We start from the raw sequence: 22,140 nt of genomic DNA on the forward strand, positions 1-22,140 counted from the left end.
GCCCCTCCGGGGTGCGGCCCGTCGCGTTGGCGGGCCGGCACCGGCGGGGCGTCCGCGTGTTTCCCCTCCGCCTTCTGCCAGTTGAATCGTTGCCGTGCCGCCCTACGCCGGTCCTCCCGTTGCTTCCCGATCCGGTGATGCCGCCAGCCCGCTGCGGCTGCTGGCCTATCTCGCGCTGGCCATCACCCTGATCGTCCTCGACGACCAGGCCGGCTGGCTGGCGCGCCTGCGTGAACAGGCCAACACCCTGGTGCAGCCGGTCTGGGCCCTGGCAGGCCTGCCGGGCAAGCTGGGCAGCCAGGTCAAGGACAACGCGGCCAGCCACAGCCAGCTGGTCAGCGAGAACCGCGAGCTGCGCAACCAGCTGCTGCTGGCCAACGCCCGCCTGACCCGTCTGCAGACCGCTGCGCTGGACAATGCCCAGCTGCGCGAACTGTTGAACGTGGCCGAGCGCAGCGGACTGGACGTGCAGTTGGCGCCGATCCTCGATATCGACCTGGACCCGGTGAAACAGCGTCTGGTACTCGACGCAGGCAGCCGCGAGGGAGTGCATGTCGGCCAGGCGGTGATCGACGCCGGTGGGCTGATGGGCCAGGTGATCAGCGTTACCGGCGGCACCTCTACCGTGCTGCTGCTGACCGACCCCGACCATGCCGTGCCGGTGACCGTGGCCCGCAACGGTGTCCGCCTGATCGTCTACGGTCGCGGCGATACGCTGGAACTGCGCGACATCCCGCTCAGTGCCGGGGTGGAAGTGGGCGATGAGATCGTCACCTCCGGTCTCGGTGGCCGTTTCCCGGCCGGTTTCCCGGTCGGCACCATCACCGCGCTGCGCCCGGATGACACCCATGCCTTCCTGGTCGGTGAGCTGAAGCCGGCCGCACAGCTCGACCGCGGCCGCGATGTGCTGCTGCTGCGCCCGGGCGCAGCGATCCGCATCCCGCCGGAAGTACGCCTGCAGCTGGAGGACACCGCGCCAGGCGGGCCAGCCAATGCGGCAACCGTGCCAGTCCCGGCAACGCCGGCAGCAGCACCGGCAGCAGCACCGGCAGACGCCCGCGCAGGGCAGCCGTCGGCGCCGGCCGTCACTCCGGCGTCTTCGACCGCCCCGGATCCGCAGCCGGCAACCGGACCGGCCGCCGCCGCAGAGGTCCAGCGATGAGCCGCCTGCGCGACAATCCCTGGGTGCTGCCGGCCAGTCTGGTGGTGGCCCTGCTGCTGGGCCTGCTGCCGTTGCCGGCCCTGCTGCAGCCGCTGCGCCCGTACTGGCTGGCGCTGGTGCTGGCGTACTGGGTGATCGAAACGCCCGAGCGCGTTGGTCTCGGCATCGCATTCGCCAGTGGCGTTGTCGCCGACCTGCTGTATGGCGGGGTGCTGGGTGAACAAGCGCTGCGCCTGGTGATGCTGGCCTTCATCCTGCAGCGCTTCCGCGCCCGCATCCGCTTCTTCCCGATGTCCCAGCAGATGCTCGCCATTGGTGGCCTGCTGTTCAACGACCGCATCGTCAGCGCGCTGGTGCACATCGTGGTGGATGAGCCGACGCTGCCGTGGTCGTACTGGTGGGCGCCGCTGCTGGGCATGGGCCTGTGGCCGCTGGTATTCGTGCTGCTGGACGCGGTGCGTTTCGGCAAACGCGGGCGTTGAGCCATGATTCCGCGCCGCCAGGTCAAGAACCCGCACGCCGAAGCCGAGCAGTTCCGCCGTCGTGCGGCGCTGGGTTTCCTGGGGGTGCTGGTCTGCCTGCTCGGGCTGGGGGGCTGGTACTTCAAGCTGCAGGTGCTGGACCACGACATCTACGCCACCCGTTCGGAAGCCAACCGCATCAAGCCGCGGCCGGTGGTGCCGGGGCGCGGCATGATCTACGACCGCAACGGCCGCCTGCTGGCCGAGAACGTGCCGGCTTTCCGCCTGGACGTGACCCCGGACAAGGTCAAGGACATGGATGCCACGCTGGAAGGACTGGCAAAGATCATCGAGATCAGTCCGGAAGAGCTGGAGGCGTTCAACAAGTCGCGCAAGGCGCGCCGGAAGTTCCTGCCGGTCACGCTCAAGCTGCGCATGACCGACGATGAGATGGCACGCTTCGCCGTCGATCGCTGGCGCTTCCCGGGTGTCGAGCTGGAGCCCTACCTGACCCGTCGTTATCCGTACGGCGATCTGTTCGCGCATATCATCGGCTACGTCGGTCGTGTCGATGACAAGGATCTGGAGATCCTTGGCGAGGGCAATGCCGCGTTGACCCACATCGGCAAGTCGGGCCTGGAGCGTTATTACGAGCAGCAGCTGCGCGGCAAGGTCGGTTACGAGCAGGTGGAGACCAACGTGCAGGGCCGTGCGATCCGCACCATCGGGCGCGTTGCCGCGCAGTCCGGTGTCGACCTGCGCCTGTCGATCGACGCCGACCTGCAGCGGGCGATGGTTGCCGCCTTCGGCGACCAGGAAGGCTCGGCGGTCGCGATGGACCCGCGCACGGGCGAGGTCCTGGCGATGGTCAGCCTGCCGTCGTACGACCCGAACCTGTTCGTCAACGGCATCTCCCACGCCGATTTCAAAGCGTTGAACGACAATCCATCGCGCCCGCAGTTCAACCGCCTTGTACTGGGCGGCGTGGCCCCCGGCTCGACGCTCAAGCCGCTGATCGCACTGGCCGGTCTGGACGCCGGTGTGCGCCGCCCGGAAGACAAGATCCTGTCCACCGGCATGTTCTACCTGCCCGGCACCAGCCGCGGCTGGGGCGATGCCAACCGTGGCGGCCATGGCTGGACCGACCTGCGCAAGTCGATCTCAAATTCGGTCAATACCTATTACTACCGGCTGGCGCTGGACCTGGGCATCGAGCGTTTCGACCATTACATGGACTATTACGGTTTCGGCCAGCCGACCGGCATCGACCTGACCGGCGAGATCGGCGGCATCCTGCCGTCACCGGCGTACAAGCGGAAGACCCGCAAGGAAGCGTGGTACCCCGGCGATACGGTCAACATCAGCATCGGCCAGGGCGACTGGAAGGTCACCCCGCTGCAGCTGGCGCGGGGCGTCAGCGGTCTGGCCAGCGGGCAGCTGCGCACGCCGCACCTGGTCATCCAGCAGCGCGAAGGGTTCGACAGCGAGTGGACCGGGGTGCCGGCACGCGACAGCAAGCCGGTCAGCCCCAATCCGAACAACGTGCAGGCCGTGCGCGAAGGCATGATGGCGACCATGCAGCCCGGCGGCAGCGGCTGGCGGGTGGCGGTCGGGGCGCCGTACGTGATGGCCGGCAAGACCGGCACCGCGCAGGTGGTCAGCCGCCGTGGCACGGCAGCGGTGAATCCCAAGAGCCTGCCGATGCACCTGCGCCACCGTGCGCTGTTCGTTGGCTTCGCGCCGGCTGATCAGCCGGTGATCGCATTGGCGATCGCGGTGGAAGGCGGCGGTTACGGCGGCTCGGCAGCTGCGCCGATCGCACGCAAGGTGTTCGATGCCTGGCTGCTGGGCAAGATGCCCGATGGCATCCAGCCGCTGGACAGTGAACGCGGCACCACCGCCATCGGTGCGACCGCTTTCGACAACGAGGACGTGGGCGCCCGCCAGGCGGGGGATGCTGCCGCCGCACAGGTCGGTGAGCATCCGGTGCTGATCGGCGCTGCGGTCCCGCAGCCCCAGCCGCAGCCGGGAACACCCGCTGCGCCGGCACCGGCACTGCCTGCCGCGCCGCGTCCACCGGCGGCTGCGGAGGCGACGCGATGAAGGCCTTCCTGCGATGGGCCGGGGACATGCTGCGGCGCTTCTTCAGCACGCTGGACTGGGTGCTGTGCCTTGCCCTGGGCGCGCTGATGATGATCGGCCTGGCCACGCTGAAGAGTGCAGGCGGCGACAGCCTGGTAATGGCGCAGGGCGCCCGCTTCGCCGTGGGCATGGCTGCGCTGTGGGCCATCTCGCGGGTACCGATCCTGCGCATCCGTTCGGCGACGCCGATGATCTACGCGATCTCGATGATCCCGTTGCTGGCGGTGTTCGTGCTCGGTACCGGCAAATACGGCCGGCAGTGGCTGGACCTGAAGTTCTTCTACCTGCAGCCGGCTGAACTGCTGAAGGTGAGCCTGCCGATGATGGTGGCCTGGTACCTGCACCGGGTGCCCTTGCCACCACGCATCAATACGGTGCTGGTGTCGCTGGTCATCATCGGCGTGCCGACCGGTCTGGTGATGCTGCAGCCGGACTTCGGCACGGGCGTGCTGATCGCCGCCAGCGGCGTGTTCGTGCTGCTGCTGGCCGGGTTGCCATGGTGGTGGGTGGGGCTGGGCGTGGGCGGCGTGGCCGCGGTTGCGCCGCTGGCCTGGTTCTGGCTGCTGCGGCCCTACCAGAAGGACCGCATCATGATGTTCCTCGACCCGGAAATGGATGCGCTGGGCGCGGGCTGGAACATCATCCAGTCGAAGATCGCGATCGGTTCCGGCGGGTTCGACGGCAAGGGCTGGGGCGAAGGCTCGCAGTCGCACCTGAACTTCATTCCCGAGCAGACCACCGACTTTGCATTCTCGGTGTTGAGCGAGGAATTCGGCTGGATCGGCGTGGCCGTCGTGCTGGCGCTGTACCTGGTGGTGATCGGGCGCTGCCTGTGGATTGCCAGCCAGTCGCGCGACTCCTATTCGCGGCTGCTGGCCGGTGCCACCGGCCTGGCGTTCTTCGTCTACGTGCTGGTCAATGGCGGAATGATCTCGGGTCTGTTGCCGGTGGTGGGCGTACCGATGCCGTTGATCAGCTATGGCGGTACGTCGGCCGTCTCGCTGCTGGCCGGCTTCGGGCTGGTGATGGCGGTGCGCAGCCACAATCCCGTGCACGGCGGCTACGGCTAGCACCTCCGGGAGCGCGCGGCCGACGCGGGTTGCTGCACCTCTGCGGTTTCGGGCAAGGCCGGGGCCGTCCAACGCTTGCGCAACGCCCTTCATGGAAGCGTTCCCATGAAGACGCGCAACAGCAGGTCCGCTGACCAAAGCCCTAAAAAAACGTTATCTAGTTCACACTTTTACGCTGCGTTGATTTTGATCAATGGACTTGTCGCAATCGGCCTGCACAATGGCGGCCCGTTCGGCACGGCGCGCCGTCTATCGTTGCAGCGCGAGGGGGCGTCGGGCGGGAAGCAGTACTGATCCAACGGATACAGGGCGCGCGGGGGTACTGCCACTGGGGAGCGGCAGCCGCGCGCGTATCGACCGGATCCGGTCGCCGGTTGCGTCTGCGGGGATGGGGACGCAACCGGCAACCTCTCAACTGAATACGATGGATCGCTCACATCGTTTTCACAATTTCGACTGCTTGCAAGCAAATCGTTGTGATTCATGGTGTTAGGGGTTCTAATTCATCCATGACCTGCTAACCTGCGACGATGATTCGACGCACTCTGGCCTGCATGCTTACCCTCGGCCTGGTCGCCTGCGCGACCCAGCCGACATCTCCACCGTCTTCACCGCAGGCCAGCAGTACGCCGCGCCATCCGGCCACCAAGCCCAAGGGACCGGCCGAGGCCGCGCCGGAAGCCACCGCCGCCACCGCGCCGCCGGTCGATCTCACGCCGGTTCCGTTCGAGACTGCGCGCGCCACCTTCATCGCCGATACCGCCAAGCGTTACGGACTCCAGCCCGACGAGATCCGTCGCGTGCTCGACCAGGCGCAGGTGCGCCAGCCGATCATCGCCGCGATGTCGCGCCCTGCCGAACGGGTCAAACCCTGGAACGAATACCGGCCGATGTTCATCAGCAAGGCGCGCATCGAGGGGGGCCGTGCCTTCCTCGCCGAACACCGCGCCGAGCTGGATCGCGTGCAGCAGCGCACCGGTGTTCCGGCCGAGGTGATCGTGGCGATCATCGGCGTGGAGACAAGCTATGGCAGGAATGCCGGCAACCACCGCGTGCTCGATGCGCTGTACACGCTGGCCTTCTACTACCCGCGCAGCGGCGATCCGGAGAAGCTGGAACGCGAGGTGCGCCGCGAGCTGTTCTTCCGTGATGAACTGGCCAAGCTGTTTGAACTGGGCCGCGAGGAGAAACTCGACATCACCACGCTCAAGGGCAGCTATGCCGGTGCGATGGGCATGGGCCAGTTCATGCCGTCCAGCTACCTGGACTATGCCGTGGATGGCAACGGCGACGGTCGCCGTGACCTGTTCAACAGCTACGACGACGTGTTTTCCTCCATTGCCAACTACTTCGTGAAGAAGGGAGGCTGGGTCCGGGGCGGGCAGGTGGCCGTGCCGGCGACACTCGCTCCGGGGCGCGAGGAATTCAATCCGACCGAGTGGGCACCGACCTGGTCGCTGGCCGATCTGGCCCAGCGTGGCTATCAGCCTGCCGCACCGGTACAGCCGGGTGCGACGGCCACTCCGGTTACGCTCGAGGGCAGCGCCGGCAAGCAGTACTGGCTGGGCTTCCAGAACTACTACGCGATCACCCGCTACAACCTCTCGAAGATGTATGCGATGGCCGTGTTCCAGTTGTCGCAGGCCATTGCCGGACAGGAGCTGCCCCCGGCATGAACATCAGATGGCTGGTCCCTGGATTGATCGTCCTCGCGCTGGCCGCCTGCAGCAGCGCGCCGAAGAAGCCGGCCACCGCCGGCCACGGTGGAACGCCTTCCGGTACGGTGGTGCAGGGCAGGGGCACGCGCCCGGCGCATTGTCCGGAGGGATCGCCCTATGCGGCGGCCAAGGAAGACCCGAACACGCGGGGCAACTACACCGCCGGCGGCCTGTACCGGCCGGGCGTGAAAGACAGCACGCCGACCTACATTCCGAACGTGGCCTGCATTCCCGAGCCGGAAGTGACGGCTGAAACACGCTCGGCCATCGGCAACAAATCGCCGTACGTGGTGCTGGGCAAGTCGTACAAGGTGCTCGACGATACCCGCGATTATGTCGAGCGCGGTACGGCGTCGTACTACGGCGCCAAGTTCCATGGCCGCCTGACCTCGAACCGGGAGGTCTACGACATGTACCAGTTCACCGCTGCGCACAAGACGCTGCCGCTGCCCAGCTTCGCCCGCGTGACCAATCTGGACAACGGCGAGTCGGTGATCGTGCGGGTCAATGACCGGGGCCCGTTCCACGATGGCCGCGTGGTCGATCTGAGCTATGCCGCTGCGGTACGCCTGGGCATCACCCAGCGCGGAACCGGCAATGTGGAGGTGCGCGCGCTGCAGCCGGGTGAGGGCAATCTGCTGGCGCAGAAGCCGTCGCGCCGCGAGCGCCGGGCGGCCGAAGCCGCCGCCGCTGCCGGTGCGGCGACGACGATGGCGAGCACTGTCGCCACGCGCCCGGCGGCCGACAGCGACATCGACCGCCTGGTCAAACGCCTGCCTGCCGATGCGGCGCCGACCCGGGGCCAGCCGGCCACCACGCAGGCGGTGGTCAGCACGTTGCCGGACGTGGCGGTCAGCAGCCTGCCGCCGAGTGCAGTGGGCGTCCGCACTGCGGCACCTGCCGCTGCGCCGGCGAGGGTCGCCGCCACGGCGCCGCGCGCTTCCGCGGCACCGGCCAGCAGCCCCACGCTGTCGCAGCAGGTGGTGGGTGCGGTGATGGTGCAGGTGGCCAGCTTCTCCAACCGTGACAATGCCAATCGTGCGATGGGCCAGCTCAATGCGGCCGGCATCGTCGGCGCGACCATCAGCGACATCGCCGCCGGTGGCCGCACGCTCTTCCGTCTGCGCGTACCCGCCAGCGACCATGCCAGTGCCGCGGAACTTGTCGGCCGCATCGCCGGTCTGGGCCTTGGATCGCCGCAGATCGTCAAGGATTGATCCCGCCCGGGTCGGTGCTGCCGGCCCGGGCCCCCCCGGCCTACAATGGCCATTCTGTTCCCCCTCCATTCCCGGCCGTCCCTGGAGCCCGCTGTCCAATGAATTTCCGTTCCGCCGCCACCGCCCTGGCCGCCACCCTGGTGGTGGGCCTGGCTTCTGCCCAGACGCCGCTGCCGACCCCGGCCGCACCTGCACCTGCCGCCGCTGCGGCTCCGGCCACCGTGGCCACGCCACCGGCCCCGGTGCCGAGTGTGTCCAAGGCCTGGATCCTGATGGACTACGCCACCGGCCAGGTGCTGGCGGGCGAGAACATCCACGAGCAGCTGGCGCCGGCCAGCATCACCAAGGTGATGACCTCCTACGTGATCGCCGCTGAGGTCAAGAACGGCAAGGTCCGTGCGGATGACCAGGTGATGATGAGCGAGCGCGCCTGGCGCGAAGGCGGTGCGGGTACCGACGGCAGCTACAGCGGCTTCCCGGTGAACCAGACCGCGCGCCTGGAAGACATGGAAAAGGGCATGGCCATCCAGTCCGGCAACGATGCCGCGATCGCCCTGGCCGAGCACGTGGCGGGCAGCGAGGAAGCCTTCGCCTCGCTGATGAACAGCTACGCCGCCAAGATCGGCATGAAGAACTCGCACTTCGTCAACGCCCACGGCCTGACCGCCGCGGGCCACCACAGCACCGCCTATGACCTGGCGTTGCTGGGACGGGCGATGGTGCGTGATTACCCGGAAACCTACGCGTACAACAAGATCAAGGAATTCCAGGTCGGCAACATCAAGCAGCCCAACCGCAACCTGCTGTTGTGGCGCGACGGCAGTGTCGATGGCATCAAGACCGGGCACACCTCCGAGGCGGGCTACTGCCTGATGAGTTCGGCGCAGCGCGGCGACCAGCGCCTGATCGCGGTGGTGCTGGGCGGCGCCTCCGAGAAGCAGCGCGCCGATGACAGCCTGGCGCTGTTGAACTGGGGCTTCCGCTTCTTCGAAACGCACCGCCTGTATGAGCCGGGCAAGGCCGTCGCCGAGCACAAGGTGTGGAAGGGCACCAGTGACAAGGTGCAGCTGGGCGTGGCGCAGCCGATGCTGGTCAGCGTGCCGCGTGGCCGCTACAACGATCTGAAGCCGAGCATCGATGTGCCCAAGACCCTGGAAGCGCCGTTCACGGCCGGCCAGCAGATCGGCACGGTGAAGGTGAGCCTGGATGGCAAGGTGGTGGCCGAAGCACCGCTGGTGGCGGTGGCTGCCGTCGAGCAGGCCGGTTTCTTCAAGCGCCTGTGGGACAGCTTCTGGATGTGGTGGGAATCGGAATGATGCGCAGCGCCGTGCGCTGACATGAAAAGGAAAAGGCCGGCGCATGCCGGCCTTTTCCGTTGCAGCCAATGTGCGGACCAGATGTCCGCACTGTTCTAGAGCGAACGGCTGATGGTGAAGCTGCCGAACACCGGTGCCTCGCGCTGGCCGTTGAACTCGCGGGTGCTGTGGTAGCGCGCCGCCGCGAACTTCCAGCGACCGCGCATCACCGCGATTCCGTAGCCGCCGTAGGCCACGATGTGGCGCTTGTCGACGCTGTGGCTGTTGCGGAAGGTGTTGCCGTCCAGGGTGATGTTGCGGATCACCCAGGCGGCATCGCTGGTGGCGAACAGGTGCCATGACCAGCCGCTCGGCCTGCCACCGCGGGTCGGCGCGGTGTTCTCGCCGGCAGGACGCAGCGGCGTGCTGCCGAAGTCATCCGGCAGTTTCCAGCCGAAGCGCACCTCGCCACCGATGTTGGCCTTGGTCGCCAGGTTGCCGACCGAGCCGCCGTAGTGGCTGATCGCGTCCCAGCCCCAGCCGCCCGCGTTGATGCTGGCGTCGCCCGGCCAACGACGCATCCGCTCATGGGTCAGCATCACCAGCGGCTCGTTGTGCAGTTGGTTGTCCCAGCCCTGGAATTTCTCGTCGCCCAGCACCTCATGCACGGCGTTCTGCACCTGCTTGCCCTGGGCCCACGGACCGACAACGCCCAGCGTCAGCTGGGTGGTCTGCAGCCGATCACCACTGCGCGCGTTGTAGCCGAAGCTGGCGATCAGCACGCCCGCATAGGGGCGGTCATCCTTGATCAGGTCCTTCCGGGTGAAGTCGGTCGGGGTGAAGATGCCCTGGGCGATGCTGAAGATCATGTTCTGCTGTTCGAACCGGCCCGGGTGCAGGCGCTCCAGATAGCCGTTGACCCAGCGCGCCAGGCGCGGCAGGCAGGGATCGTCCGTGTAATCGACGAGGTTCGGTGATACGAAGGTCAGTTCGGCGCCGTTGGTATACCCCTGGTCCTGGTGGCGGCCGCCGAACAGGTCGTTGTCAACGCGGAAATTGATCTGCGGCGGGTGCTCACGCATGGCATCGGGGCCGCATTGTTCGGCGGCCTGCGCGGCAAGGGGGAGGGCGGCGGCCAGGAGGCCGGACAGCCCGAAGGCTGCGACGCTACGCATGGATGGAATGCTCATGGGGAAAGGGGTGGTCGTCTGTCGTTATATGCAACGACACGGTACCCCGGCCCGCGTGACGGTACGAGCGCGTCCCGGTCACTTGTCTGTTCCGAAAACGACATTGTCTCGTGACGACAACCGGCGCCGGGGGGGGCTTGTCGCGCGCCCGCGGCAGGAAGCTGAATGGGAATTCAGGTGCAACGCAGCGGCCTGCCGGTGTCCGCGTTGACCTGGATGAATACTCTTGGGTTTGTTGCCCTGCGGCCCGATAATGGGTCCATGGAAATCAAGTCCGACAACCCCGACCACGGCTTCCAGTTCCCCGGCCAGTTCGAGCTCAGCGCCATGGGCCCGGCCAACCGCGGCCTGGAGCATGAGCTTCCTCGACTGCTGCAGGCCGAAGGCCTCGACGTCGTGAACGAGCGCATCAGCTGGAAGCATTCGTCCAATGGCAAGTACGTGTCGGTCCGGCTGGTGTTCAAGGCCGAGACCCGCGAACAGTACGACGCCGCCCATCGGGCGCTGCGCGATCACCCGGAAGTGAAGTGGACGCTGTAGCCGACAGCTGCCCGGCCGACGCCGCTCCGGAAAACCGCCCGCCGCGTCCGGCGCTGGTGCGCGACCTTGGCCGCCAGGCCTATGAGCCGGTCTGGCGGGCGATGCAGCGCTTCACCGATCAGCGCGCTGACGAGACGACCGACGAGCTGTGGGTGGTGGAACACGATCCGGTGTTCACCCTCGGCCAGGCCGGCAAGGACGAGCATGTGCTGGCCCCGGGGGCGATCCCGGTGCTGCACGTGGACCGCGGCGGCCAGGTCACCTACCACGGGCCGGGGCAGATCGTGATCTACCCGCTGCTGCGCCTGCCGCGCCTGGGCATCGGCGTGCGCGACTACGTGTGCCGCATCGAGCAGGCCATCATCGATACGTTGGCCGAATGGAACATCGGTGCCGAACGTCGCGAAGGTGCCCCGGGCGTCTACGTTGGCAATGCCAAGATTGCCGCGCTGGGCATCCGCGTGCGCCGTGGCTGCACCTTCCATGGCCTGGCCTTCAACGTGGCCATGGACCTGGAACCCTTCCACCGCATCAACCCCTGTGGTTATCAGGGGCTGCAGGTGACCTCGGTGGTAGACTTGGGCGGGCCGTCCGGGATGGATGCCGTCAAGACGGTGCTGCTGGAACAGCTGGCCCGCCAGTTCGGCCTGCGGCTGCAGCACGTGCCCGAACTGCCTGATCTCTCTGCGGCCGCGTGACCGCTCCCCGGAACTGCCATGACTGAAACCACTGCCCGCACCATTCCCCTGCAGATCGTGCAGGGCGACATTCCGACCGCCGCACCGTTGCAGGCCGGCGTCAAGCAGCTGGGCGGGGACAAGATCAACCGTTCGCCGGTTCAGTTCGCCGATGCACCGGTGCTGCGCAAGCCTTCCTGGATCCGCGTGCGCATTCCCTCGGGCAATGCGGTCCAGAACCTGAAGGCCAAGCTGCGCGAGAACCGCCTGGTGACGGTCTGCGAGGAAGCCAGCTGCCCGAACATCCATGAGTGCTTCGGCCACGGTACGGCGACCTTCATGATCCTGGGCGAGGTCTGCACCCGCCGCTGCTCGTTCTGCGACGTCGCCCACGGCCGGCCCAAGCCGCCGGATGCCAACGAGCCGGCCAGCCTCGGCCAGACGGTGGCCGACATGGGCCTGAAGTATGTGGTGGTGACCAGTGTCGACCGCGATGACCTGCGCGACGGCGGTGCCCAGCACTTCGTCGACTGCATCACCGCCATCCGTGAGAAGTCGCCGGGTACCCGCATCGAAGTGCTGACCCCGGACTTCCGCGGCAAGGGCCGCATGGAGCGCGCGCTGGACATCCTCGCGCAGAACCCGCCGGACGTGTTCAACCACAACATCGAGACCGTGCCGGACCTGTACCGCAACGTGCGCCCGGGCGCGGACTACCAGTGGTCGCTGACGCTGCTGAAGAACTTCAAGGCCCAGCACCCGCAGGTGCCGACCAAGAGCGGCATCATGCTGGGTCTGGGCGAGGACTTCGAGCAGATCAAGGCGACGATGCGTGACCTGCGTGCCCACGACGTGGACATGATCACCATCGGCCAGTACCTGCAGCCGACCGCGCACCACCACCCGGTGCTGAAGTACTGGACGCCCGAGGATTACAAGGCGCTGGAAGACTACGGCTATGAGCTGGGCTTCAGCCACGTCGCCTCCGGCCCCATGGTGCGCTCTTCGTACCACGCCGACGTGCAGGCCAAGGGCGCCGGAGTTTCCTGACCGGTAGCGGGGGGGGCGGACACGCCGGGGGTGAGACCGCGGGACGCCCCGCCGGGGCCCCCGCGAGGTTGCGCCGGGCACGGCCGGGGGTTTCTTTCCTGGGGCGCTCGCGGGGCCGGCCCCGCCGCTACCGATGGGCGTGCCTACCACCGTGGTGGGCGCGGACCGTTGGTCCGCACGCCTTCGCCTGCATTCACAATTTGCTACACCGGCCCCGCTAGGCTGGTTTTCCACCGGATGCGGACGGGTGACAAACCCGGCAACTTTCGGCACTGTCGTGATGTCTGAACACCACGCAGTCTCCCCCTTGGCAAGGCGCCTTCGAGCACGTTCATGAAATTCAAAGCCCCCGCATTCCTGATGGCCCTGGCGCTGGTAGCGCCGCTGGCGCTGTCGGCCAAGGCCGATTCGCCGGCGCTGCCGGCTGCGGCGACCGCCGATCAGGTGACCACCTCCAAGCTGGTGTACGGCCTGTTGTCCGACAGCCGGTACGCCTACCGTCCGCGTGCGCTCGATGAAGCCACCTCCAAGGATGTGTTCAAGCGTTACCTGGAGACCCTGGACGGCGGCAAGCAGTACTTCACCCAGGCCGATGTGGCGCGCTTCGCACCCTTCGAGGCGAACATCGCCAATGCCATCCGTGGCGGTGAACTTGAGCCGGCCTTCCAGGTCTTCGCGGTGTACAAGCAGCGCGTAGGCGAGCGCGTGGCCTACGCACGCAAGCTGCTCAGGCAGGAGCCGGACTTCACCACCGACGAGCGCTTTGAGTACGACCGCAAGAAGGTGCCGTGGGCGGCCAGCAATGCCGAGCTGGATGAACTGTGGCGCAAGTCGGTCAAGAATGACTGGCTGCGCCTGAAGCTGGCCGGCAAGAAGCCGGACGACATCCGCAAGACGCTCGACAAGCGCTACGCGACGCTGGAGAAGTCGGTCAACGAGCTGAAGGGCGAGGATGTCTTCCAGTTCTTCCTCAACGCCTACACCAGTGCGGTCGATCCGCACACCGACTACTTCACTCCGCGTACCGCCGAGAACTTCAACCAGGCGATGTCGCTGTCGCTGGAAGGCATCGGTGCGCAGCTGCAGCGGCAGGACGACATGGTGGTGATCCGCGAGATCATCGCCGGTGGACCGGCCTCCGTGGATGGCACCCTGAAGCCGGGTGACCGCATCGTCGGCGTCGGTCAGGGCAAGTCGGGCGTGGTCGAGGATGTGATCGGCTGGCGCATCGACGATGTCGTGGCCAAGATCCGCGGTGCCAAGGATACCCAGGTCAAGCTGGAGTTCATCCCGGCCGAGGAGGGCGCCGATGGCAAGCATCACACCCTGGTCCTGACCCGGCAGAAGGTGCGCCTGGCCGAGCAGGCCGCCAAGGGTGAAACCATGACCATTCCGGCCGCCAATGGCGAGCCGGCGCGGAAGATCGGCGTGATCAAGCTGCCGACCTTCTACCAGGACTTCGAGGGCCGCCGCCGCAATGCCGCCGATTATGCGTCGGCCACCCGCGATGTGGCCAAGCTGCTGGCGGGCTTCAAGAACGACAAGCTCGACGGCGTCGTGCTGGACCTGCGCAACAACGGTGGTGGCTCGCTGGACGAGGCGATCGAACTGACCGGGCTGTTCATCGAACAGGGCCCCGTGGTGCAGGTGCGTGAATCGGGCGGCCGCATCACCGTCAACAGCGACCGCAATCAGGGCGTGGCGTGGGACGGCCCGCTGGCCGTGCTGGTCAACCGTGGTTCGGCCTCGGCGTCGGAAATCTTCGCCGGTGCCATCCAGGACTACGGCCGCGGCCTGGTGATCGGCGAGACCACCTTCGGCAAGGGCACCGTGCAGAACATCGTCGACCTTGATCGCTGGCCGAGCGGCGAAACGCAGCGCTTCGGCCAGGTCAAGCTGACCATCGCCCAGTTCTTCCGCATCAGCGGCAGCAGCACCCAGCACAAGGGCGTGGTGCCGGACCTGGCGTTCCCCGCCAGCGTCGATGCCACCGAGTTCGGCGAAAGCACCTACGACAATGCCCTGCCGTGGACCCGCATCGCCGCGGTGCCGCATACGCAGTACGGCAACTTCGCGCCGCTGCTGCCGAAGCTGGAAACCCGCCACGAGGCACGCATCGCCACCGACAAGGAATTCGTGTGGTGGAACGAGGATGTCGAGCAGTTCCGTGCCGAAGCAGCGAAGAAGTATGTCTCGCTCAATGAAGCGACGCGTCGTGCCGAGCGGGAACGCCAGGACACCCAGCGCAAGGAGCGCCAGATCATGCGCAAGGAGCTGGGCCTGGCCCTGGATCCGCTGGCCGATGACAGCAGCGATGACGGCCTGACCGGCAACGAGCGCGATATCGTCAAGGATGCCGCCCGTGAGAAGGCCGCCGAGAAGCGACCGGACCCGCTGCTGCGTGAATCCGCTGCGATCCTGGCCGATGCGGTGAATCTGCTGGCCAATGATCGCCCGCTGTCGGCGCAGGTGCTGCCGCAGTCCACCGGGGCCGGTCGCTGGGCCGACTGAGCCACGCGTGACATGAAGTACCCCACGGGGCCGGCAATGCCGGCCCCGTCTGCGTTGACGGGCAGCGCCGGGTCATGCCCGGCGCTGCCGGTGCATGAACCGGGAGCAACAACCTGCGCCGCCAGCGGTGCTGTCGACCTGCCGCACACGGGGGCGGGACTACCCTAGCAGCTACCTTTCTCGCAGGAGTTCCCATGCGGGTCTCCCCTCTGTGCAGCGTTGCCGTCGGTATTGCCAGTGCCCTGATCCTGTCGGCCTGCGGTGGCCGCGCCGCCGACAGCACCGTGCTGCGCGAGTCCTTCGATTCCGGCGACACCTTCTCCCGGACGGTCGACAGCCGCCCGGCCGATGCCTGTGAAGCGGCGCGACGGGCCCTGCTCAGCCAGGGCTATGCGATCGCCCGCGTCGATGACGCGCAGGTGGAGGGGAGCAAGAACTTCCAGCCACGCGAGGACGATCACGAGCAACTGGTACTCCGCATCTCCTGCGCGCCGCGTGGCAGCCAGTCGCTGGTGTTCGTCAGCGCGGTGCAGGACCGCTATGCGTTGAAGAAGAGCCCGACCTCGGCCAGCGTGGGCGTGGGCGCGCTGGGTTCGGTATCGCTGCCGTTCGGCAGCAATGACGATTCCCTGGTGAAGGTCGCCAGCAGCACCATCACCGATGCCGACTTCTACCGCCGGTTCTTCCAGCGCCTGCAGCAGTACCTGCCGGCCACCCCCGGTGAGGCGCCGCCGGTTCCGGAACGGTTGCCCGCTCCTCCCGTATCGGAGCCGGCGGCGGCGACGGATCAGGGTTGAGCGTGCGGCGTGGGCTGATGGTCATGGCCCTGCTGCTGGCTTCGCCGGCAGGCAGCGCGGCGGCGGCCGCGGACTGCACGCAGGGCCTGCTGCAGCGGCTGGGCTGGCGGTTTGAAGTGGCTGCGGTCAGTGCGCCGCAGATCCAGGGTGGCCCGGTGTGCACCCGGGCATCGCTGGCCGAGGCGCAGGCCGCAGGTGATCTGCGTGTGCGATGGCCGCAGACGCTGGACGGGGCGCAGCGCGAGGCGCTGCTGCAGCAGCTGCTGGAGGATCCTGCCACGGTCTGTGCCTATGCCTTCGAACTGGGCGCGGCGACCCGACGGGCCGCCACCTCGCTGCAGGGCAACCCGCAGTTCCGCTTCTCCGGCGCACAGCTGGGCTGGATCGGCTTCGGGATGCAGGGCGCACGGGCGCAGGGGTGGCAACGCGTGCGCAGCTTCGGCCGCGGCTACGTTCCCGTGGATGGCAACAGCCGCGCGCTGCAGGCGTTCTACGGCGGTGCGGTGCGTGCCGAATGCGGTGTCGGCCGCCAGGTCGCGCAGCTGGCAACGCAGCGTGAGCTGTATGGCGATGCTGCGTTCGACGCGGAGTTCACCGCAGGCGAACTGTCGATCGGCACCTTCATCGCGCTGCACGGCACCGACAGTGTCCTGCTCGGTGCGCATGCGGGCGACTTCCTTGCCGACGGCAAAGCCGTGCGCACCTCGGTGAGGGGACGTCAGGCCTTCGCGGGCCTGCCCGGCTTCATCGAACATGTGTACGACAAGAGCACGCTGGACGATCTGAGCAACCAGGCCGAGAACTTCGTCGTGGTCGACGTCGGGCCGGATGCAGCACAGGCGCTTGCCCGCCACGGAGGCCTGGCCTGGTACGACCAGCGCAATGCCGAGCTGTGGCAACTGGCGCAGGGGCTGCCGCGGGTGGGGCGGCGCTATTTCGAGCGGCTCCTGTTCGAACGCGACCCCGGACTGCGGGCGCGCCTTCCAGCGCGCTACCACGCCCGCCTGGCACGCATGGATCAGGTGCTGGACGATCCGTTCTACCAGCAGTTCGTGATCTACGTGCATCCGCGCGGTATACGTCCTATCGGCTACCACATCGCCCGGCTGCTCGACCGCAATCCACGGACGCCGTTTTCGATCGACCTGGCGGTGCACAATCTGCATACCACGCTCTACCGGCGTTGGCGCGAGGCGCAGCTGCGCCACTGTGCGTCAACCGGCAGGCCAGGCAGCCTGACCCTAGACCCCAACTGAAGGTGAAACAATGGATATTGCAATGATCGGCCTTGGCCGCATGGGCGCCAACATGGCCCAGCGCCTGCATCGCGGCGGCCACCGCGTGGTCGGCTACGACCCGGGCGAGGGCGCCCGCCAGCGCGCCGCGGAGGCCGGCATCGAAGTGGTCGATTCACTGGCCGCCGCGGTCGCCGCGCTGCCGGTGCCGCGCGTGCTGTGGTTGATGGTGCCGGCGGGCGAAACGGTCGACCAGACCCTCGGCCAGCTGACCCCGCACCTGGCCGAGGGTGACATCGTCATTGACGGCGGAAACTCCAATTACCAGGATTCGATCCGCCGCGCCAAGGCGCTGGCCGAGGACGACCTGGGCTACGTCGACTGCGGCACCAGCGGCGGCATCTGGGGCCTGCAGGAGGGCTACAGCCTGATGGTCGGCGGTGAGGCGAAGGTGGTGGAGCAGGTTGCGCCGCTGCTGCGCACACTGGCGCCGGCGGAGGATCGGGGTTGGGCACGCGTCGGTCCTCCCGGTGCGGGCCATTTCACCAAGATGGTCCACAACGGCATCGAGTACGGAATGATGCAGGCCTACGCCGAAGGCTTCGCACTGATGGAACGCAAGCAGGACATGGAGCTGGACCTGGCGCAGGTTGCCGAGGTCTGGCGCCATGGCAGCGTGGTGCGTTCGTGGTTGCTGGACCTGAGTGCCGAGGCGCTCAAGCGCAATCCGTCGCTGGATGGCATCGCCCCCTACGTGGAGGATTCCGGTGAAGGCCGCTGGACCGTGGCCGAAGCGATCGCGCTGGATGTGCCGGCGCCGGTGATCACGCTCTCGCTGCTGGAACGCCTGCGGTCGCGCGAGTCGAATTCGTTCACTGACCGCCTGCTGGCGGCGATGCGCAACGAGTTCGGTGGGCATGCGATCAAGAAGTCGTAAGCGCCAGGACCGGAGCCCTTCGGCGCTGCCGTGGGGTTCCGGGCCGCGGACCGCGATCAGTTCAGTGCGATGCGCCGAGCCTCGCAAGCGCTGTCCCTGCCAGCCTGCAGCAAGCGCATTACCTGCAGCGCCTGCAATGGGCTGACCGTGGGTTCACCGTCACCCTGCATCGCCGCAGCGAACTGGGCATACAGGCGGCGATAGTCGCCCGGCAGGTTGTCGACCGTGCTGCGTTGCACGTTGTCCTCGGCATCGCAGTACACCCGCTCGCCGTGACGCGGGTCGATGCCCCAGCCCGGCGCGCCCGGCGCAACGCCGCGGCGCAGCTGTGCTTCCTGTACGTCCAGGCCCTGCTTGATCCAGCTGGCGCGGCTGCCGTGCACGGCGAACCGGGGCGTCGGTGCCGCCACCAGCGAACCGGCATGGAGGATCGCGCGGTGCCTCGGGTAATGCAGCACCGCATGGAAGTAATCGATGCCGCTGCCGCCTTCGCGCTGCACCGCCAGGTCCGCGTCGATCGCCTGCGGCCAGCCGAACAGCACCAGCATCTGATCCAGCAGATGCGGTGCAAGGTCATACCACAGGCCACTGCCAGGCCCCTCCTGCTCCCGCCAGCGCTCGCGCACGTGGGGCCGGTAGCGATCGAAATGCGCATGGCATTCGGCGACTTCGCCGAGCGCACCTTCGGCCAGCAGGGCCTGCAACGTCAGGAAATCGGCGTCGAAACGGCGATTCTGGAACACCGTGACGATGCGGTCTGCATCGCGCGCCGCCGCCAGCACGGCTTCGGCTTCGGCCACGTCCAGTGCGAAGGGTTTGTCCACCAGCACATGCTTGCCTGCGGCCAGCGCTGCCATCGCCAATGGTGCGTGCTGGTCATTCGGCGTGGCAATCACCACCGCGTCCACCGCCGGATCGTCGAATACGTCCTGGGGTGCCGCGCGCACGTGTACATCGCTGAACGCTCGCAGCAGCAGGTCGCGCTGCGAACTGACCACGCTGTGCAGGGTCAGTCCCGGGGTGTGCTGGATCAGCGGCGCGTGGAAAACGCGGCCGGCAAGGCCGTACCCGATCAGGGCCAGTTGCAGGTCAGGGCGCATGGCAGTGCTCCGCGCAGATCAGACATGCAGGGTAAACGACGGGGGCCAGGATCCAAAGCTGAACGGTTGCGTTGAAATCCGGCGCGATTCACGGCGGCGTGACCGTAGCGCCACGCCTGCTGCACGGCGCTGCGGCCACACTGGCCCCACATTCCGCAGGAGGTAACACACGATGAACAACCCGACCCGTACGCTGATTGCTTCGGCCCTCACCCTGGGCCTGGCGCTGTCCTCCTCGGCTGCATTCGCCAAGGATCCGTCAGCCAAGAGTCCGCCTGCCACCGACCATTCGGCGATGACCCACGCCGATCGCCACGACTCCAACGAGCCGGTGACCGACACCTGGATCACCACCAAGGTGAAGGCCGACCTGCTGGCCAGCAGCAATGTGCCGGGCACCGAGGTCAAGGTGGAAACCGTGAATGGCGTCGTCAGCCTCAGCGGCACGGTGGCGACCCAGGCCGAGCATGACAAGGCCGTCACTACGGCCAAGGGCATCAAGGGCGTCACCCGCGTTGATGCCAGCGCGCTGAAGGTCAACGCGGCGGCCAAGCGCTGATCCCGTGCGCCGCCCCGCCGGGGCGCCGCAGTACAGCTGGCAGTACAGCTGCATGACGGTGGAGCCGGGCCAGCCCCGGCTCCACCCATCGTGTTTTCTGGAGCGTTCAGCTGCCGGGACCAGACGTTCCAGAGGTGTGACCGCCTGCGCTATATTGCCGGTTCCGCCGCAGCTGGGCCTGTCCGGGCCCATCCCTCTGCGGCCGTGCTGATGAGGAACTATGGCGCTGGTGTTCAGTGACGACATCTGGGATCGCTGGCGATTGCCAGCCTTGGCGCTGGCCGCCGCCGCGATCATCGTCGTGCCGTGGTTGACCCAGCGCAAGCTTCAGCGTGAGAACGAAGAAGCCATGGCCTGGGTGACGCATACGCAGGCGGTTGGCGTGGCGCTCCAACAGTTGCAGGCCGATGTGCGCGATGTCGAGTCGGCGGCGTTGACGCTGTCCAAGGGCGTGGACGCGCCCGGTCTGCGCGAGCGCATGGCCAAGGCCAACGAGATTCCCGGCCGACTCGCAGAGCTGGGCCGGATGACACGCGATAATCCTGAGCAGCTGATCCGCATCGGTCGCATCGAGTCCATGCTGGAAGGGCGGCTGGCGGTGGCGCGCGCGCTGGCCAAGGCCGAACCGAACAGTGACCAGCGCGCGCTGGTACAGGACCTGAGCACCCGTTACCCGATCCGCAGCGTGGTTGAAGAGCTGCAGAACAGCGAGCAGGCGCTGCTGGCCGAGCGGGCCGAACAGGCTGCGCGGCAGCGCAGGCAGACCGAATTCGTCTCGTGGAGCTCGCTGGTGGTACAGCTGGCGCTGCTCGGCCTGGTGCTCTGGCTGCTGCAGCGGCAGATCGGTCGCCGCCTGCAGGCCGAACGGCAGTCGCTGCGCTCGGCCGCGCGCGCTGCCTCAGTACTGCAGACCGTGCGTGAGCCGATCGTGCTGCTCGACCGCGAGCTGCGCGTGCAGCTGCACAATCCGGCCTTTGCCGAGTTGTACGGTCTGCAGGACGAACGTGCCGATGGCCTGCTGCTGGATGACGTCGGCGACGGCGCCTGGCGGGACGCCGTCGTGCGCCAGCGCCTGGTCGATGTGCTGCTGCGCGGTCGCGAGCTGTGGGACTTCGAGCACGAACAGCGCACCTCCGAGGGCGTGGTGCGCTACATGCTGCTCAACGCGCGGCGCATGCCGCTGCCGGATACCGACGATGAAGTGGTGTTGCTGACCGTCAGCGATGTCACCGTGCAGCGCGCCGTGCAGTCGCGTGTGGAGGAACTGAACCGCCAGCTGGAAGGCAAGGTGGCGCAGGTCTCGGAGGTCAATCGCGAGCTGGAAGCATTCAGCTATTCGGTGTCGCATGACCTGCGCGCGCCGCTGCGCCACGTTGCCGGCTTCTCCGACAAGCTGTCGCGCCACCTGGGCGAGAGCGCCGACGAGAAGAGCCTGCATTACCTTGGGGTGATCTCCAGCTCGGCGCGGCGCATGGCGACGCTGATCGACGATCTGCTGGTCTATTCGCGGCTGGGGCGCGCAGCGATGCGCCAGCAGGCAGTGGACATGCAGTCGCTGGTGTCCGATACCCGCGCGATGCTCGATTCCAACCTGCAGGCCGAGGCTGAAAGCAGTGGCCAGGTCCATCACGTCGAATGGAACATCGCACCGCTGCCGATCGTGGTGGCCGATGAGAACATGATGCGCCAGGTGTGGCTGAACCTGCTCGGCAACGCGGTCAAGTATTCCAGTAACCGCGAACCGGCGAAGATCCGCGTGGATTACCAGGCGCAGCCCGATGGCGGCCATCAGTTCACGGTCAGCGACAATGGTGCAGGCTTTGACATGGCCTATGCCGGAAAGCTGTTCGGCGTGTTCCAGCGCCTGCACAAGGCCAGTGATTACCCCGGTACCGGCATCGGCCTGGCCAGCGTACGCCGCGTGCTGACCCGTCATGGAGGCCGGGTCTGGGCCGAAGCCGAGCCGGACGCCGGCGCAACCTTTCACTTCTACCTGCCTCCCGCGCTCGACGCGGACAAACAAGGTCCCTCCGCATGACGACTCTGCGCACCATCCTTCTTGCCGAAGACAGCCCGGCCGATGCCGAGATGGCGATCGACGCCCTGCAGGAAGCCCGCCTGGCCAATCCCATCGTGCACGTCGAGGACGGCGTGGAGGTCATGGACTACCTGCTGCGGCGCGGTACCTTCGCCAGCCGCGAGGAGGGCCTGCCGGCGGTGCTGCTGCTGGACATCAAGATGCCGCGCATGGACGGCCTGGAAGTGCTGCGGCAGATCCGTGAGCACGAGGAGCTCAAGCGCCTTCCCGTGGTGATCCTGTCGTCCTCGCGCGAAGAGAGCGATCTGGCCCGCAGCTGGGACATGGGCGTGAACGCCTACGTGGTCAAGCCGGTGGACGTGGACCAGTTCTTCGGTGCCGTGCAGACCCTGGGCAAGTTCTGGGCACTGATCAACCAGGCACCGGAACTCGAGTAAGCCC

20 protein-coding genes are annotated in these 22,140 nt (G+C 67.3%); 18 read left to right on the plus strand and 2 right to left on the minus strand.

What is annotated here, in order from left to right; translation table 11 throughout:
* Positions 1-94 precede the first annotated feature (94 nt).
* The 8 genes from mreC to ACVOJ1_RS13760 all read left to right on the plus strand — a co-directional run bounded on the left by mreC (position 95) and on the right by ACVOJ1_RS13760 (position 9,086).
* Positions 95-1,162: a rod shape-determining protein MreC gene (gene mreC, locus ACVOJ1_RS13725; protein ID WP_262218923.1), complete on the plus strand. Its 1,068-nt coding sequence runs from the start codon at positions 95-97 to the stop codon at positions 1,160-1,162.
* Entirely contained in the window at positions 1,159-1,644 is a 486-nt protein-coding gene (mreD, locus tag ACVOJ1_RS13730; protein ID WP_053519639.1) for a rod shape-determining protein MreD, read from the plus strand. The genes mreC and mreD overlap by 4 nt, the downstream gene beginning before the upstream one ends.
* Before the next feature lie 3 nt (positions 1,645-1,647).
* The gene (gene mrdA, locus ACVOJ1_RS13735) at positions 1,648-3,726 is read left to right on the plus strand and encodes a penicillin-binding protein 2 (RefSeq protein WP_065175165.1); all 2,079 of its coding nucleotides are present in this window, start codon (positions 1,648-1,650) and stop codon (positions 3,724-3,726) included.
* Complete coding sequence (gene rodA, locus ACVOJ1_RS13740; protein ID WP_053519637.1) at positions 3,723-4,835, plus strand: rod shape-determining protein RodA; 1,113 nt, start codon at positions 3,723-3,725, stop codon at positions 4,833-4,835. Before mrdA ends, rodA begins: the two co-directional genes overlap by 4 nt.
* Before the next feature lie 105 nt (positions 4,836-4,940).
* Positions 4,941-5,129: a hypothetical protein gene (locus tag ACVOJ1_RS13745; RefSeq protein WP_197572726.1), complete on the plus strand. Its 189-nt coding sequence runs from the start codon at positions 4,941-4,943 to the stop codon at positions 5,127-5,129.
* A gap of 236 nt (positions 5,130-5,365) precedes the next feature.
* Positions 5,366-6,511, plus strand: coding sequence for a lytic murein transglycosylase B (gene mltB, locus ACVOJ1_RS13750; RefSeq protein ID WP_197572549.1), 1,146 nt, complete (start codon positions 5,366-5,368; stop codon positions 6,509-6,511).
* Entirely contained in the window at positions 6,508-7,770 is a 1,263-nt protein-coding gene (locus ACVOJ1_RS13755) for a septal ring lytic transglycosylase RlpA family protein (RefSeq protein WP_197600926.1), read from the plus strand. Before mltB ends, ACVOJ1_RS13755 begins: the two co-directional genes overlap by 4 nt.
* Before the next feature lie 98 nt (positions 7,771-7,868).
* Complete coding sequence (locus ACVOJ1_RS13760; protein ID WP_053519634.1) at positions 7,869-9,086, plus strand: D-alanyl-D-alanine carboxypeptidase family protein; 1,218 nt, start codon at positions 7,869-7,871, stop codon at positions 9,084-9,086.
* Between the two features lie 95 nt (positions 9,087-9,181).
* Here the strand turns inward: ACVOJ1_RS13760 and ACVOJ1_RS13765 are convergent, their stop codons facing one another.
* Positions 9,182-10,240, minus strand: coding sequence for a lipid A deacylase LpxR family protein (locus tag ACVOJ1_RS13765; RefSeq protein ID WP_262218921.1), 1,059 nt, complete (start codon positions 10,238-10,240; stop codon positions 9,182-9,184).
* A 276-nt stretch (positions 10,241-10,516) separates the two neighbouring features.
* Here ACVOJ1_RS13765 and ACVOJ1_RS13770 point away from each other — a divergent pair, with 276 nt between their 5' ends.
* From ACVOJ1_RS13770 to gnd, 7 genes are all read left to right on the plus strand, one after another.
* Positions 10,517-10,795 (plus strand): YbeD family protein, encoded by a 279-nt coding sequence (locus ACVOJ1_RS13770; RefSeq protein ID WP_053519645.1) that lies wholly within the window; start codon positions 10,517-10,519, stop codon positions 10,793-10,795.
* The gene (gene lipB / locus ACVOJ1_RS13775; protein ID WP_053519632.1) at positions 10,783-11,493 is read left to right on the plus strand and encodes a lipoyl(octanoyl) transferase LipB; all 711 of its coding nucleotides are present in this window, start codon (positions 10,783-10,785) and stop codon (positions 11,491-11,493) included. The genes ACVOJ1_RS13770 and lipB overlap by 13 nt, the downstream gene beginning before the upstream one ends.
* An 18-nt stretch (positions 11,494-11,511) precedes the next feature.
* Positions 11,512-12,522 carry a lipoyl synthase gene (gene lipA, locus ACVOJ1_RS13780; protein WP_065175161.1) on the plus strand — a complete coding sequence of 337 codons (1,011 nt, stop codon included), beginning with the start codon at positions 11,512-11,514 and terminating at the stop codon, positions 12,520-12,522.
* A gap of 333 nt (positions 12,523-12,855) precedes the next feature.
* Positions 12,856-15,033: a carboxy terminal-processing peptidase gene (locus tag ACVOJ1_RS13785; RefSeq protein ID WP_053519630.1), complete on the plus strand. Its 2,178-nt coding sequence runs from the start codon at positions 12,856-12,858 to the stop codon at positions 15,031-15,033.
* A gap of 194 nt (positions 15,034-15,227) precedes the next feature.
* Positions 15,228-15,830: a DUF2242 domain-containing protein gene (locus tag ACVOJ1_RS13790; protein WP_346480546.1), complete on the plus strand. Its 603-nt coding sequence runs from the start codon at positions 15,228-15,230 to the stop codon at positions 15,828-15,830.
* 17 nt (positions 15,831-15,847) lie between these two features.
* Positions 15,848-17,086, plus strand: a complete 1,239-nt coding sequence (locus ACVOJ1_RS13795; RefSeq protein ID WP_065181762.1) for a hypothetical protein — start codon at positions 15,848-15,850, stop codon at positions 17,084-17,086.
* 10 nt (positions 17,087-17,096) lie between these two features.
* Positions 17,097-18,002 (plus strand): phosphogluconate dehydrogenase (NAD(+)-dependent, decarboxylating), encoded by a 906-nt coding sequence (gene gnd, locus ACVOJ1_RS13800; RefSeq protein WP_053519312.1) that lies wholly within the window; start codon positions 17,097-17,099, stop codon positions 18,000-18,002.
* A gap of 56 nt (positions 18,003-18,058) precedes the next feature.
* Here gnd and ACVOJ1_RS13805 read toward each other — a convergent pair whose 3' ends face one another.
* The gene (locus ACVOJ1_RS13805) at positions 18,059-19,102 is read right to left on the minus strand and encodes an oxidoreductase (protein WP_346480547.1); all 1,044 of its coding nucleotides are present in this window, start codon (positions 19,100-19,102) and stop codon (positions 18,059-18,061) included.
* Positions 19,103-19,274: 172 nt separating this feature from the next.
* On the opposite strand from ACVOJ1_RS13805, the gene ACVOJ1_RS13810 reads away from it, so the two are divergent.
* The 3 genes from ACVOJ1_RS13810 (at position 19,275) to ACVOJ1_RS13820 (ending at position 22,136) form a co-directional block, all read left to right on the plus strand.
* On the plus strand, positions 19,275-19,661 hold the full coding sequence (locus ACVOJ1_RS13810; RefSeq protein WP_111186190.1) for a BON domain-containing protein: 387 nt from the start codon (positions 19,275-19,277) through the stop codon (positions 19,659-19,661).
* Positions 19,662-19,881: 220 nt separating this feature from the next.
* The gene (locus ACVOJ1_RS13815) at positions 19,882-21,699 is read left to right on the plus strand and encodes a sensor histidine kinase (RefSeq protein ID WP_111186189.1); all 1,818 of its coding nucleotides are present in this window, start codon (positions 19,882-19,884) and stop codon (positions 21,697-21,699) included.
* Entirely contained in the window at positions 21,696-22,136 is a 441-nt protein-coding gene (locus ACVOJ1_RS13820) for a response regulator (protein ID WP_053519303.1), read from the plus strand. The genes ACVOJ1_RS13815 and ACVOJ1_RS13820 overlap by 4 nt, the downstream gene beginning before the upstream one ends.
* The last annotated feature ends 4 nt before the right edge of the window (positions 22,137-22,140 follow it).

It is taken from the genome of Stenotrophomonas sp. STEN225 (assembly GCF_056756445.1).

What these genes read in the sequence shown, in the direction of transcription:
- ACVOJ1_RS13755 (WP_197600926.1), top strand. Translation starts at nt 6,508, where the DNA reads ATGAACATCAGATGGCTGGTCCCTGGATTGATCGTCCTCGCGCTGGCC.
- ACVOJ1_RS13795 (WP_065181762.1), top strand. Translation starts at nt 15,848, where the DNA reads ATGGTCATGGCCCTGCTGCTGGCTTCGCCGGCAGGCAGCGCGGCGGCG.
- mltB (WP_197572549.1), top strand. Translation starts at nt 5,366, where the DNA reads ATGATTCGACGCACTCTGGCCTGCATGCTTACCCTCGGCCTGGTCGCC.
- mreD (WP_053519639.1), top strand. Translation starts at nt 1,159, where the DNA reads ATGAGCCGCCTGCGCGACAATCCCTGGGTGCTGCCGGCCAGTCTGGTG.
- mrdA (WP_065175165.1), top strand. Translation starts at nt 1,648, where the DNA reads ATGATTCCGCGCCGCCAGGTCAAGAACCCGCACGCCGAAGCCGAGCAG.
- ACVOJ1_RS13810 (WP_111186190.1), top strand. Translation starts at nt 19,275, where the DNA reads ATGAACAACCCGACCCGTACGCTGATTGCTTCGGCCCTCACCCTGGGC.
- ACVOJ1_RS13785 (WP_053519630.1), top strand. Translation starts at nt 12,856, where the DNA reads ATGAAATTCAAAGCCCCCGCATTCCTGATGGCCCTGGCGCTGGTAGCG.
- ACVOJ1_RS13820 (WP_053519303.1), top strand. Translation starts at nt 21,696, where the DNA reads ATGACGACTCTGCGCACCATCCTTCTTGCCGAAGACAGCCCGGCCGAT.
- ACVOJ1_RS13770 (WP_053519645.1), top strand. Translation starts at nt 10,517, where the DNA reads ATGGAAATCAAGTCCGACAACCCCGACCACGGCTTCCAGTTCCCCGGC.
- lipA (WP_065175161.1), top strand. Translation starts at nt 11,512, where the DNA reads ATGACTGAAACCACTGCCCGCACCATTCCCCTGCAGATCGTGCAGGGC.
- ACVOJ1_RS13815 (WP_111186189.1), top strand. Translation starts at nt 19,882, where the DNA reads ATGGCGCTGGTGTTCAGTGACGACATCTGGGATCGCTGGCGATTGCCA.
- ACVOJ1_RS13790 (WP_346480546.1), top strand. Translation starts at nt 15,228, where the DNA reads ATGCGGGTCTCCCCTCTGTGCAGCGTTGCCGTCGGTATTGCCAGTGCC.
- rodA (WP_053519637.1), top strand. Translation starts at nt 3,723, where the DNA reads ATGAAGGCCTTCCTGCGATGGGCCGGGGACATGCTGCGGCGCTTCTTC.
- ACVOJ1_RS13760 (WP_053519634.1), top strand. Translation starts at nt 7,869, where the DNA reads ATGAATTTCCGTTCCGCCGCCACCGCCCTGGCCGCCACCCTGGTGGTG.
- ACVOJ1_RS13805 (WP_346480547.1), bottom strand. Translation starts at nt 19,102, where the DNA reads ATGCGCCCTGACCTGCAACTGGCCCTGATCGGGTACGGCCTTGCCGGC.
- ACVOJ1_RS13765 (WP_262218921.1), bottom strand. Translation starts at nt 10,240, where the DNA reads ATGCGTAGCGTCGCAGCCTTCGGGCTGTCCGGCCTCCTGGCCGCCGCC.
- ACVOJ1_RS13745 (WP_197572726.1), top strand. Translation starts at nt 4,941, where the DNA reads ATGAAGACGCGCAACAGCAGGTCCGCTGACCAAAGCCCTAAAAAAACG.
- gnd (WP_053519312.1), top strand. Translation starts at nt 17,097, where the DNA reads ATGGATATTGCAATGATCGGCCTTGGCCGCATGGGCGCCAACATGGCC.